Annotated in this window: 8 protein-coding genes and 1 pseudogene; 6 read left to right on the forward strand and 3 right to left on the reverse strand. The window is 75.5% G+C overall.

The genetic code is table 11. From position 1 onward, the window contains the following. Positions 1-115: 115 nt before the first annotated feature. Both AC5R91_RS10425 and AC5R91_RS10430 read right to left on the reverse strand, forming a co-directional pair. Positions 116-1093: pseudogene (locus AC5R91_RS10425) on the reverse strand (GDP-mannose 4,6-dehydratase); the annotation flags it as partial. A gap of 84 nt (positions 1094-1177) precedes the next feature. Continuing rightward, entirely contained in the window at positions 1178-3454 is a 2277-nt protein-coding gene (locus AC5R91_RS10430) for a bi-domain-containing oxidoreductase (RefSeq protein WP_495396945.1), read from the reverse strand. Positions 3455-3627: 173 nt separating this feature from the next. On the opposite strand from AC5R91_RS10430, the gene AC5R91_RS10435 reads away from it, so the two are divergent. From AC5R91_RS10435 to AC5R91_RS10460, 6 genes are all read left to right on the forward strand, one after another. Next, positions 3628-4776 carry an MraY family glycosyltransferase gene (locus AC5R91_RS10435; RefSeq protein WP_495396946.1) on the forward strand — a complete coding sequence of 383 codons (1149 nt, stop codon included), beginning with the start codon at positions 3628-3630 and terminating at the stop codon, positions 4774-4776. Further along, positions 4773-5723 carry an NAD-dependent epimerase/dehydratase family protein gene (locus tag AC5R91_RS10440; RefSeq protein ID WP_495396947.1) on the forward strand — a complete coding sequence of 317 codons (951 nt, stop codon included), beginning with the start codon at positions 4773-4775 and terminating at the stop codon, positions 5721-5723. Before AC5R91_RS10435 ends, AC5R91_RS10440 begins: the two co-directional genes overlap by 4 nt. Positions 5724-5787: 64 nt before the next feature. Then, positions 5788-7230 (forward strand): glycosyltransferase family 4 protein, encoded by a 1443-nt coding sequence (locus tag AC5R91_RS10445; protein ID WP_495396948.1) that lies wholly within the window; start codon positions 5788-5790, stop codon positions 7228-7230. Further along, positions 7227-9062, forward strand: coding sequence for an FkbM family methyltransferase (locus AC5R91_RS10450; RefSeq protein WP_495396949.1), 1836 nt, complete (start codon positions 7227-7229; stop codon positions 9060-9062). Before AC5R91_RS10445 ends, AC5R91_RS10450 begins: the two co-directional genes overlap by 4 nt. Before the next feature lie 225 nt (positions 9063-9287). After that, complete coding sequence (locus AC5R91_RS10455) at positions 9288-11432, forward strand: heparinase II/III domain-containing protein (protein WP_495396950.1); 2145 nt, start codon at positions 9288-9290, stop codon at positions 11430-11432. A 50-nt stretch (positions 11433-11482) separates the two neighbouring features. Further along, entirely contained in the window at positions 11483-12319 is an 837-nt protein-coding gene (locus AC5R91_RS10460) for an FkbM family methyltransferase (RefSeq protein ID WP_495396951.1), read from the forward strand. Between the two features lie 37 nt (positions 12320-12356). Here AC5R91_RS10460 and AC5R91_RS10465 read toward each other — a convergent pair whose 3' ends face one another. Continuing rightward, complete coding sequence (locus AC5R91_RS10465) at positions 12357-13352, reverse strand: UDP-glucuronic acid decarboxylase family protein (RefSeq protein WP_495397935.1); 996 nt, start codon at positions 13350-13352, stop codon at positions 12357-12359. Positions 13353-13367 lie beyond the last annotated feature (15 nt).

The raw sequence follows: 13367 nt of genomic DNA on the forward strand, positions 1-13367 counted from the left end.
CGACAGGCAGGGACGTCGCGACAGGCAGGGACGTCGCGACAGGCAGGGGCGGGGGGGCGGGCAGGGGCGGCGGGACGGGCGGTGGGGGCGCGGTGGCGGTCAGGCGCTCGCGGGCAGCCGCCTCGGCCTCGGCGACGAGGTCGGCGTCGACCATCATCGCGATCAACTCCTCGAACCCGACCCGCGGCGTCCACCCCAACACCTCGCGCGCCTTCGACGGATCCCCCACCAGCACATCCACCTCCGCCGGCCGGAAAAACCGCGGATCCTGCTTCACCAACCCCGACCAGTCCGCAATCCCCACCCGCCCGAACGCCGCATCCAACAACTCCCGAATACTGTGCGTCACACCCGTGGCCACCACATAGTCATCCGGAGTGTCCTGCTGCAACATCCGCCACATCGCCTCCACATAATCCCCCGCAAAACCCCAGTCCCGCCGCGACTCCAAATTCCCCAACGTCAACGAGTCCTGCAACCCCAACGAAATCCGCGCCACCGCCCGCGTGATCTTCCGCGTCACAAACTCGATCCCCCGCCGCGGCGACTCGTGATTAAACAGCAACCCCGAACACGCAAACGCCCCGTACGACTCCCGATAATTCACCGTCAAATAATGCCCGAACGTCTTCGCCACCCCATACGGCGACCGCGGATGAAACGGCGTCGTCTCCCGCTGCGGCGTCTCCCGCACCTTCCCGAACATCTCCGACGACGACGCCTGATAGAACCGCACCCGCGACATGTCGTTACCACCCGCGATCCGCAACGCCTCCAACACCCGCAACACCCCCATCCCCGTCGTCTCCCCCGTCAGCTCCGCCTGCTTCCACGACAGCCCGACGAACGAGATCGCCCCCAGGTTGTACACCTCGTCCGGCTGCGAGATCTCCACCGCACCGATCAACGACGGAAGATCCGTCAGATCACCCTCCAACAACACCACCCCCGGCACCACCCGCTCCACCACCGCCACCTTCGGGTTGGACTGCCCCCGAACCAACCCGAACACCTCATAACCCTTCGCGGTCAACAACTCACCCAGATACAACCCGTCCTGACCGGTAATCCCGGTAATCAGCGCACGCGGCACGTCGTCATCCTTTCTTTCGCCGGGGCGGGCCGGCGGCGGCGGTCGTCGTCGTCGCAAAGAAGCGGTTCCAGTCAGGCCCGGGCGTCACCCGGGGCTGCACACCGCCTCGACGCCGAGTGCGTCGGCGGCGGCGAGGGTGGCCCGGCTCGACGCGAACAGTTCCGCGGTCACCGCGGCGTCGCCGCCGCGGCACATCCGCAGGAAGGCGGCCGCGGCATCGCGGTGCCCCTTGTCCTGGGCCCCCTTCCACACCGACCGGCCGTCGACGACGAGCTCCCGGTAGTCGTCGATGCGGACGTGGCGGCTGCCCGCCAGCGCCTCGACCTGTTCCTTACGGGCTCCGCGGGGCAGGGCGGAGCTGTAGGCGACGGTCGACAGCGACCCGTCGGCGTGCCGCAGCGACACCGCCAGGTCGGGGGCGAGCAGCAGCTCGGCCTCCCGCCCCGCGAGCGCCGCGACCGCCTCGACCTCGCTGCCGGCGAGCGCCGCGCAGGTGTCGATGAAGTGGCACACCTCGCCAAGAAGGCGACCCCCCTGGACCCGGTCGTTGTACCAGTGACCGGCCGGCACCGCGCCGGCCGCGATCCGGTAGACGGTGGTGAGCGGCCCGGTCCGCGCCGCCAGGGCCGCCCGGGCGGCGCCGACCGCGGGCGAGAACCGCCTGTTGTAGCCGACGACGAGTGCGCCGCCGCCGGCAGCCGCCGCCTTCTCCACCCGCTCCAGCTCGTCGAAGCTGAGAGCGAGCGGCTTCTCGCACCACACGTGCCGACCCCGTTCCAACGCCCGGGCGGCGAGCTCCGCGTGCGTGGCGTGCGGCGTGGCGATGACGACGACGTCGATGTCGTCGTCATCGAGGACGGCGTCGGCGCCGGCCACCGCCCCGGCGAAGCCGTGCCGGTCGGCGAACGACCGCGCCGAGCGGCCGCCGGCGGAGGCGACCGTGACGAACTGGTCGAACCCGACGGCCCGGAACGCGGGCAGCAGCACCGCCCCGGAGAACGTCCCGGCGCCGATCCAGCCCACCCGGCTGCCGCGACGGCTCGCCGCCACCCCCCGCTGGCGCGGCAGCCCCAGGCGGGGGCGGGGGCGCGGCGCGGCGGCGAGCCCGGGTGCGGGCAGCCGCTGCGCACCATCAGAAGCGCGCCCGCCCGCGCCATCAGAAGCCCGCCCGCCGAGGTCGTCCGCAGCCCGTCCGCCCGCGTCGTCCCCGGGCCGGCGGCTCGCCGGCAGGGCCGGGACCTCTGCCGGGTAGTCGAACCGGATGGCCAGGTACGGCTCGCTGCGGCTCGCGACGAGCTCGTAGGCCCGCGGCGCCGCGCTGATGGGAAAGGCATGCGTGACCAGGTCGTCCACGCGCAGCCGGCCCGCGGCGAGCAGGTCGAGCACGGCCTCCTGGTTGCGGCCCTCGGTCCAGCGCACCTGCCCGGCCGGGTAGTCCACCCCCCAGTCCTCGTACCCGCGCTCGTAGCGTCCCGGCCCGTAGGAGCGGGCGAAGCGCAGGGTGAGCTCCTTGTCGTAGAACGGCGCGCGCAGCAGGCCCAGCCCGACGTCGCCGACGACGACGAGCTGCGCGCGGTCGCGGGCCAGCGCGGTCGCCCGCATCACCGGCTCCGCCGATCGGCCGGCCGCGCAGATGAGCACCGCGTCGGCCCCACGGCCCCGGCTCCAGGCCCGCACCGCGGCCGTGGTGGCCTCGCCGACCTCGGCGAGCGCGTGCACGCCGACCGCCGCCGCGGCCGCCAGCGGCGGTTGCGCCAGGTCGATGCCGGCCACCTCGCAACCGCTGGCCAGCGCCAGCCGGGCGGCGAGCTGGCCGACCAGGCCCAGGCCGATGACGACGACCTTCGATCCCGGCCCGACCTCGGCGAGGCGCAGCCCGTGCAGGGCGATGGAGCCGATGGTGGCGAACGCCGCCGCCGCGGGCTCCACCCCGTCGGGCACCCGCGCGCACAGCAGTCCGGGCACGGCCTGGAACTCGGCATGGTTGGCCCGACCCGCGCCGCCGGTGGCGACGAGGTCACCGGGGCGGATGTCGGCGACCGCCGAGCCGACCTCGACGACCCGGCCGCAGCCGCTGTAGCCGAGTGGCACATCGCCGCCGAGCCGGTCGCGCACCGACCGCGCGGCCGGCACCAGGCCGTCGGTCCGGGCCTTCTCCGTCACCTTGCGCACCAGGTCGGGGCGGGCCCGCGCCTTGGCCAGCAGCCCGGCGCGGGCGAGTTCGGTGACGGCCCGTTCGGTGCCGGCCGACACGATCGTCGCCGCCGTCGCCACCAGCACCTCGGTCGGGCCGATGACCGGCACGGGCACGTCGAGCACCCGCACCGCTCCCCCGGATGCCGCCTGGACCACCTGTTTCATCGCGCGAACCTCCGGTGAGCGTCGGCGAGCCCGGCCCCCGGCCGGCAGCGGCCGGCGGGCGGCCGCGCGGGACACCCGCACCCGCATCGTGCTCCGCAGTGTAGTTGATGCATTACATTCAGCGATGAACGCCGCTCGTACTCCACCCGACGTGTCAGAGCCGGAGGAACGGCATGCTGGGAGCGCCGGCCGCCGCGTGCATCGTCACCCTGGCGGCAACCCCGATCGTCATCGTCTGCATGCGGCGCCTCGCCGCGATCGACGAGGTCACGGCGCGCTCCTCGCATCAGGCACCGACCCCGCGCGGCGGCGGCATCGCCGTGGTGCTCGGCCTGTTCGCGGGCGTCCTCGTCATGCTCCTCACCCAAGGCGGCGCCGACTCCCCCGACCTGTTGCCGCTGACCGCGGCGGCCGCCCTGTTCGGGCTGATCGGGCTGGCCGAGGACGTCGGCGGGGTCACCGCGATGCGGCGGCTGGCCCTGCACACCGCCATGTCGTTCGTCGTCGCGGCGATGGCAGTGCTCGGCGCCGTGCTCGGGGACGCGGCGCCCAGTCTCCTCACCGTCCTGCTGGTGACCGTCGCGGCGCCCGTCTGGATCACCGGCTTCGTCAACGTCTTCAACTTCATGGACGGGATCAACGGCATCTCCGCGGCCACGGCTGCACTGGCGGGCGGGGCCTTCGCGGCCCTCGGCGCCGCGCAGGACCTGCCCACGGTGACCGCCGGCGGGGTACTCGTCGTGGCCTCGGCGCTCGGCTTCCTGCCGTTCAACTTCCCCCGAGCCCGGGTCTTCCTCGGCGACGTCGGCAGCTACGCGCTGGGTGCCGTGCTCGCCGTGCTCACCGTCCAGGCGGTGCTGGCCGGCATCCCGCTGGAGTCGGCGCTCGCCCCGACCGCCCTCTACCTCGCGGACACCACCGCCACGCTGGCGCGACGGATCCGTGCCGGGGAGCAGTGGTACTCCCCGCACCGCTCGCACGCCTACCAGCGGCTGACCATCGCCGGCTGGTCACACGTGCGGGTCACCGGCCTCGTCGCCGCCGCGACGGCGGTGCTCGTCGTGCTGTCCCTGGCCGCCTTCGGCCCGCTGCCCGGCCGGCTCGCCGCGGACGCCGCCGCGGGGCTGGTACTGCTGGCCTACCTCCGCGCACCCCGGTGGGCGGCGCGACGCGGCCGGACCGCCGCCCACCCGCTCACGGCTCGCCCCGTCGCGCCTCGCCCCGCCGCGCCGTCACCCCGCCAGGCCGCCAGGCTGCCGGCACAGCGGCGGACCGACGACGAGCCGGGCCATCGGGCGGCGCCAGGGAGGACGACCCGATGACGAGGATCGCCCTGTTCGGCGCCACCGGTTTCATCGGCGCCGCGTGCGCGGCGGCGTTGGCCGGCGCCGGCCACGAGGTGCTGCCCCGCCCGGCGCGCCGGTTGTCGGTCGACGGCGAGGCCCTGACCGGGGCCCCCGAGCGCGCGTACCGACCCCACCTGGCTGGGCTCGCCGCCGAGCTGGACGGCGTCGGGGCGGTCGTCAACGCCGCGGGGTTGGCGGTGTCGGCGGCCCGCCTGTCACCCGAGCTCCTCGGGGGCAACGCCGCCTGGCCCCGGCTGCTCGCGGACGCCTGCGAGCGGGCGGGGGTGCCCCGGCTCGTCCACGTCAGCACCGCGGCGGTGCAGGGCCGGGCCGACCGGCTCGACGAGAGGCTCCGCTACGCGCCGGTGAACCCCTACGCCCGGTCCAAGACACTCGGCGAGCAGCTCCTGTGCGACGCCGCGGCGGCCGGCCGCGTCGAGGTGACCCTCTACCGACCCCCCTCCGTGCACGGCCCGGGGCGGCGGATGACGACCGCCTTCGCCGCGTTCTGCCGCCGCTGGCCCCTGGTGACATGCGGGGACGGCAGCCAGCCCGTGCCGGTCGCGCTGGTCGGCAACGTCGGCGCGGCGGTCGCCGCGATCCTGGCGGCGAACGGCGCGCCCCTGGTGGTGTCCCATCCCTACGAGGGACAAACAGTGCGCAGCCTCTACGAGACGTTCGCGCCGGGCCGGCCGCTGCACGCGCTGCCGACGCGGGCGGTCCGGGGGCTGCTGCGCGCCGCCGAGCCGACCGGGCAGTGGCTGCCGCCGCTGAGCGCGGTGTGCCGCCGAGCGGAGCTGCTGCTGTTCGGCCAGGAGCAGCAGCGGGGCTGGCTCGACACGCGGGGCTTCCGACTGCCGCTCGGGCAACCCGCCTGGGACGAGGTCGCCGCCGCGACACGCGGGCGATCGCACTACCGCTAATCACTCCATGTAAAGTCTACGCTACTTTTAGCGATAGATCGTCGATGGCTGGAGGTCGAACTCCGTGTCCACCCTTCCCGGCCGCCGCGTCCTGGTGGTGACGCACTACTTCCCTCCGGAGATCGGGGCGCCGCAGGCGCGGCTGTCGGAGACGGCCCGGGCGTGGGCGGCCGACGGCCTCGACGTCACCGTGCTCACCGGGATGCCGAACCATCCCACCGGGGTGATCCCGCCCGAGTACCGCGGCGCCTGGCTGCGCACCGAGCGGGTCGACGGATACCGCGTCGTGCGCACCCGGCTGTACGCCACCCCCAACGAGGGCGTGGTCCGCAAGACGCTGTCCCACCTGTCGTTCATGGTCTCGAGCGTCCTGCTCGGCGGCTGGCGGACCGGCCCGTGCGACGTGGTCGTGGTGTCCTCGCCGACCTTCTTCCCGCTGGGCTCGGCGTGGCTGCTCGCCCGGCTGCGGCGGGCCCGGCTGGTCGTGGAGGTGCGCGACCTGTGGCCCGCCATCTTCGAACAGCTCGGCGTCATCACCGACCCGCACGTCCTCGGCCTGCTCGAACGCCTCGAACTGGCCGCCTACCGGGCCGCCGACACCGTGGTCACGGTCACCGAGGGCTTCCGCGACGACATCGTCCGCCGCGGCATCGCGGCGGACAAGGTGCACGTCGTGCGCAACGGCGTCGACCTCGACCGGTTCCACCCCGACACCGTCGCGCCGGCCGGCCTGCGGGCGCGGCTGGGCGCGCCGGGCGCGGAGACGCTCGTGCTCTATGTCGGCGCCCACGGCATCTCGCACGGCCTGACCTCGGTCGCCGACGCCGCCGCCCGACTCGCTGACGCCCGACTCGGTGACGCGCGGCTCGGTGAGGCGCGGCTCGGTGACGCGCGGCTCGGTGAGGCGCGGATCCGGTTCGCCTTCGTCGGGGAGGGCGCCGACAAACGCCGGCTCGCCGAGCACGTCCGCGGCCTGGGGCTGGCGAACACGGTGCTGCACGACGGCGTGCCCCGCGAGCAGGTGCCGGGCGTCATCGCGGCCGCCGACCTCTGCGTGGTGCCGCTGCGCGACGTGCCGATGTTCGACACGTTCATCCCGTCGAAGATGTTCGAGCTGCTCGCCGCCGGTCGGCCGGTGATCGGCGCGGTGCGCGGCGAGGCCGCCCGCATCCTCACCGCCGCCGGGCAGGTCGTCGTCCCCCCGGAGGATCCCGCGGCGCTGGCCGCCGCCGTCGCGCAACTGGCCGCCGACCCGAGTCGGCGGGCCCTGATGGGACAGGCCGGCCGGGCGCACGTCGAGCGGCACTTCGACCGCGACGCGCTGGCCCGGCACTACCGCCGGCTGCTGTTCGACCATGACGAACCGGCCCGCCCCGGCGGCGCCGGGCGAACCACCGGTGCGCCGGACGCGACGGTCCCGGCGCAGCGGGCGGCGACGCCCGCCCCGGACCGGGACTCGGCCGGGCAGCGGACGGCGATGGCACCTGGACCGGAGGCGCTGGCGTGAGGATCCTCGTCACCGGCGCAACGGGTTTCCTGGGCAGCCGGGTGGTGCCGCGCGCGCTCGCGCAGGGGCACGAGGTCGTCGGGCTGGCGCGCAGCGCCACGGCGGCGGCGGCGCTGCGCCGGCAGGGGGCCGCCGCCGTCGCCGGCGACCTCGACGACCCGGCCGGGCTCACCGCGGCGTTCACCGAGGCGGACTGCGCGGCCCTGCTCAACATCGCCTCGCTCGGCTTCGGCCACGCCGACGCGATCGTGTCCGCGACCCGGGCGGCGGGCCTCCGCCGGGCGGTGTTCCTGTCCACCACCGGGATCTTCACCTCGCTCGACCCGCCGTCGAAGCGCGTGCGGATCGCGGCCGAGCACACGATCGAGACCAGCGGGCTGGACTGGACGATCATCCGCCCGACGATGATCTACGGCGGGTCGGACGACCGCAACATGGCCCGGCTGCTCGCGCTGGTACGCCGCGTCCCCGTCCTGCCGCTGCCGGGCGGCGGGCGGCGGCTGCACCAGCCCGTGCACGTCGACGACCTGGCCGCGACCGTGCTGCGGGCGCTGAGCGCCGACGCGGCGGTCGGGCGCGGCTACGACGTCGCCGGTCCGCGGGCGCTGTCCCTGCGCCAGATCGTCGCCGCGGCCGCGGCGGCCGAGGGCCGCCGGGTGTACTGCGTTCCGGTACCGGCCCGCCCGGTCCTCGCCGCCGCCCGCGCCTACGAGCGCCGCGCCGCCGCGCCGCGGCTGAAGGTCGAGCAGATCGCCCGCCTCGCCGAGGACAAGGCCTTCGACATCGGCCCCGCCATGCGCGACCTCGACCACCGGCCGCGACCGTTCGGGGTCGGCATCGCCGAGCAGGCCGCCGCGGAACGCCGCGCCGCCGGCCGGTCCGCCCCGGCGGCACGGGCAGAGCAGCGGGCACGGGCGACGAGCCGGCCCGACCCGCGGCCACGGACCATCAGCCGGCCCGACCGGCTGCGCCGGCTGATCCGCGACGTCCGCGCCGTCGCCGACGTGGCGGGCGGCCCCACCGCGCTGCGCTTCGGCGCCGCGATCGTCCGCCACGCCCCGGCCGTCCTGCGCTCCGGCACCCTCGACGCCGCCGACCGGGCCATGGCCCGGGGCAGCCACACCTACCGCCCGCTGCCGGGCGTCCAGGTCACCCTGCCCGGCGGGGCGTTCGGGGACGCCCGGGAGATGTACTGCCGCGGGGTCTACCACGCGCTGCCCGGATTCGCGCCGGCAGCCGGGGAGATCGTCGTCGATCTGGGGGCGAACCAGGGCCTGTTCTCAATGCTGGCGGCTCGGGCGGGGGCCGACGTCATCGCCGTCGAGGCTCAGCGCGGCTTCGCCTCCGCCTTCGTCAACCATGCCGCCGCCAACGGCGTCTCCCACCGCATTCAGCTTCTGCACGCCCTGGTCGGACCGTCGACCGGAGTGTTCGCCGACCCGTCGGCGCGCCACGGCGCCACCCACTGGCACGGCGACGTCGACCGGCTGACGATGGCCCAGGTTCTCGAGTCCGGCGGCGTCGACGAGGTGGACCTGCTCAAACTCGACATCGAGGGCTCCGAGTTCGCCCTGTTCGGCGAGCCGGGCTGGCTGGACGCGGTCGGCCGGCTCGTGATGGAGGTGCACCCCGGGTTCGGCGATCCGGCGGCCCTCGTCGCGCGGCTGCGCCGGCACGGGTTCGAGGTGACCCTGCTCGACAACGACCTGCGCCGCGTCCGGGATCTCGCCGGGGCCTCGTCGGGATACCTCTACGCCCGCCGCGACGGGTGGTCGGCGGGCACCGCTGCCGCCGGCCCGCCCGCCGCGGTGCCCGCCGGGATGCCCGGGTGAGCCGGGTGAGCGGCCCGGTCCTCGGGGCACGGTCGAGCTCGCGCGCAGCAGCGGCGCCGCGGTCTGGCACATCTCCTGGCGGGGCTACGCCGGCCAGCGTCAACAGGCCATGATGTCCCCGGAGATCAGCCACGACGAGCTGGAGGCGCAGCGCCGGCACGCCGCGAACGGCACGTCCGCGCACCCGGTCGGACCAGCCGGCGCCGCGAAGGGACCGGTCGGCGCATGAACCCACCGGCGGATCTCGGTCGCTATCTGCGCACCGTCGCACGCCTGCGACCACGTCAGGTCGCCGCCCGTGCGCGGCTACGCGGACAGCGCGCCGTGCTGCGCCGCCATCCCCATCTGGCCGCGGCGATGCTGCGCGGCCGCCCGTCGGCGGGGCAGTGGCCGGCCGGGTTCGTCCCGGTGGACGAGACGTGCCCACCCTCGGGTCCGACCGTCGACGAGCTCGCCCTCGGCCGGCTGACCCTGCTGGGCCATGCCCGCCCGCTCGGCCACACCGGTCCGCTCGGCCACGCCGGTCCGCTCGGCCACGCCGGTCCGCTCGGCCGCACCGGTCCGCCGAGCCACACGGGTCCGCTGAGCCACACCGGTCCGTTGAGCCACACGGACCCGCTCGACCCCGTCCGCGACGTGGACGACGATCCGGCGCGCTGGGACTGGGAGCAGGCCGGCGCCCCGCTGCTGTGGCGTTACCACCTGCACTACTGGGACTGGGCCTGGGCGCTGGCACCCGGCGGCGATCGGGAGCGCGCCCTGTTCGCGCGGCTCTACCTCGGCTGGCGCGCCGCGGTCCCAGTCGGCCATCCCGTGGCCTGGTCGCCCTACGTCGCCTCGCTGCGGGCCTGGACGCTGTGCGCGCTCGGCCCGACGCTGGCCCGGGACACCCCCGCGCGGGACGTGCTGCGCGCCGATCTGGGCGTCCACCGATCGTTCCTGCGGATCCACCTGGAGACCGACGTCGGGGGCAACCACCTGCTGAAGAACCACAAGGCGCTGATCGCGCTGGCGGTGGCCGCCGACGACCCGCGCGGGCTGCACCGCTGGGTCGATCAGCTCGTGCGCGAAACCCGCCGGCAGGTACTCGACGACGGCGGCCACTACGAGCGGTCACCGTCCTACCACTGTCAGGTCCTCGCCGACCTCGACGACGTCGCCGGGTTGCTCGTCGCGGGCGGGTGGCCCGTGCCGACCGAACTGTTCGACGCCATCACCCGAATGCGGGCCTGGCTCGGCGCGGTGCTCGGTCCGGACGGCACGGTGCCGCTGCTCAACGACGGGTTCCCGGTACACCCCGACCTGCTGCGCCGGCTGCTGCCCTCGGTGCCGGCGCAGCCGCCCCCGCCCGGCCCCCAGGTGGACCCGCCCACCCGCGCCTCCACACCCACCGACGCCTCCAGCCCCACCCGCGCCTCCAGACCCACCCGCGCCTCCAGCCCCACCGACGCCTCCAGCCCCACCGACGCCTCCAGACCCGCGGGCGCCAGCGCTCACGGCCGGCCCGGCGTCCCGGCCGCCGCGGGCGCGGGGGGACCGGGCCGGGACGGCGGCCTGCTGCTGGCGGACAGCGGGCTGGCGGCGCTCACGGCCGGTGCCTGGCATCTGCTCGCCGACGTCGGCCCGCCCTGCCCCGACGACCTGCCGGCGCACGCGCACGCGGACACCCTCGGCTTCCTGCTGTGGCTGGACGGCCACCCGCTGCTCGTCGACGTGGGCACCTCGACCTATGCGCCCGGGCAGCGCCGGGACGCCGAGCGCGGCTCCGCCGCCCACAGCACCGTCACGGTCGACGGCGCCGACTCGACCGAGGTCTGGGGAGCGTTCCGCGCCGGCCGCCGGGCCCGCCCCACCCTGGTCACCATGCGCCACCACGATGGGGTGGCGACCCTGACCGCAGGGCACGACGGCTACCGCCACCTGCCCGGCCGGCCCGTCCACTGGCGAACCTGGCGGCTCGACGCGGAGGGCCTCACCGTCGCCGACCGAATCAGCGGCGGCGGACGACACCGGCTCGCCGTGCTGTTCCACTTCGCGCCCAGAGTGACGCTGGCCGCCGCCCGCCGGCCCGGTCCCGGCGGCCCACCGGAGCCCGCCGCGCTCGACATCACCACCCCCGCCGGGCGGCGCCTGCTGCTGCGCGCCGGTGGACCCGGCCGGTGGCACGTACGCACGACCCGGCGAGCAACCGGCTGGGAACGGACGGTGGCCGCCCCCACCGCCGAGTTCCGGTTGGACGCCGAGCTACCCGTCGAACTGCACGCGACGCTGACCGCCCGCGCCGCGGGCCACCTCGACGTCCCGCTTCCCCGGGACACCCCGCATCCCCTCGACGCGCCGCGTCCCGCCGACACCGACCCGTGGCGCTGAATGCCTCCGCGAGGGCGGGCCGCGCCGACCACACCCGTCAGGAGGGCTCCGTGCCGCACCGGCCGCCCGCGCGTCGCCTCGCCGAGCAGCTCACCCACCGGGTGGTGCTGCCCCGCCGGCTGCCGCCGCCGTACCGGGCCAGCCGGATCTACGTGTCCAGCGAGGGCGGGTTGAAGTACCTGCGCCCGAGCCTCGCCCGCGTCGATCCGATGCTCACCGGTCTCGTCGCCGAGGTGATCCGGCCTGGGCACATCGTCTGGGACGTCGGCGCGAACCTGGGCCTGTTCACGTTCACCGCGGCGCGGGCGGCCGCGCCCGGAGGAACCGTGGTCGCGATCGAACCGGACACGTGGCTGGTCAGCCTGTTGCGTCGCTCGGCGCGGCTGTCCGCCCGCAGCGCCGGTCCGGCGAGGGAGCAGGCAGCGGTGGAGATTCTGCCCGCGGCGGTCGGCGCGTCGACCGGCGTCGGACGCTTCCACGTGGCCCGACGCAGCCGGGCGACGAGCCACCTCGCCGGCTTCGGCGGCAGCCAGACGGGCGGCGTGCGCACCACGCACCTGGTCCCGACCGTCACCCTCGACGGCCTGCTCGCCGACCTGCCGGCCCCCGACGTGGTGAAGATCGACGTGGCGGGAGCCGAACGGGCGGTGCTCGCGGGCGCCAACCACCTGCTCGCGGCGGTGCGGCCGGTACTGATCTGCGAGGTCGCGACGCCGAACGCCGAGGCGGTGGGCGCGCTGCTCGCCCGCCACGACTACCGCGTCGTCGACGCGGACACCCCACCCGCGCGGCGCCACCCGCTGGCAGTCGCGCCCTGGTCGACCCTGGCCGTCCCGACCACCGCCCGGCCGCCGGAGCCGGTCGCCCTGCGGCAGGCCCAGGCGTGAAGGCGACCGCGGTCATCGTCCATCGCGGGACGCCCGCTCAGCCGCCGCCCGCCCGGGAACGCGGCGCCCCGCTCTGGCGCGGCACGAGCGCCAGCGGCGGCCGGGCGGCCCGGTCCCGGAACCAGCCGACGGTCCGGGCCAGCCCGTCCGCCAGCTCCACCTCGGGCAGCCAGTCGAGCACCTCGCCGGCCAGGGTGACGTCGGGCCGGCGCACGCTGGGATCGTCGGGGGGCCGCGGGACGAAGACGATCGGCACCTGCTCGCCGCACAGGCGCACGACCAGCCGGGCGAGCTCCAGCACCGACAGCTCCCGCGGATTGCCGAGGTTCACCGGCCCCGGATGCTCGGCGTCGAGCATCCGGACCAGCCCGTCCACGAGGTCGTCGACGTAACACAGCGAACGGGTCTGCGAGCCGTCGCCGGCCACGGTGACCGGCCCGCCGCGCAGGGCCTGGGTGATGAAGGTCGGCACCGCCCGGCCGTCGTCCGCGCGCATCCGGGGGCCGTACGTGTTGAAGATCCGCACGATTCCGGTGCGAGTGCCGTGGGTGGCACGGTGCGCGGTGGTCAGCGCCTCGGCGAAACGCTTGGCCTCGTCGTACATGCTGCGCGGGCCGACCGGGTTGACGTGGCCCCAGTACCCCTCGTGCTGCGGGTGCACCTGCGGGTCGCCGTACACCTCGGAGGTGGACGCCAGCACGAACCGGGCCCCCTTGCGCCGCGCGAGCTCCAGCAGCCGGCGGGTACCCCAGGCGCCCACCGCGAGCGTCTCCAGCGGCAGCGCCCGGTAGTCCACCGGCGAGGCCGGGGAGGCCAGATGCACCACCGCATCGACCGGCCCGGCGACGTCGACGGACCCGGTGACGTCGCGGCGCAGCATCCGGAAGGCGTCCAGCGCCCGCAGCGGGTCGATGTTCTCCGGCCGGCCGGTGAGGAAGTTGTCGACGCAGATCACCTCGGCCCCGCCGGCCAGGAGTCGCTCGCAGAGATGACTGCCGAGGAAGCCCGCTCCCCCGGCCACGACGACACGCATGGACATCACAGCCTC

It is taken from the genome of Frankia sp. BMG5.60 (genome assembly GCF_059428125.1).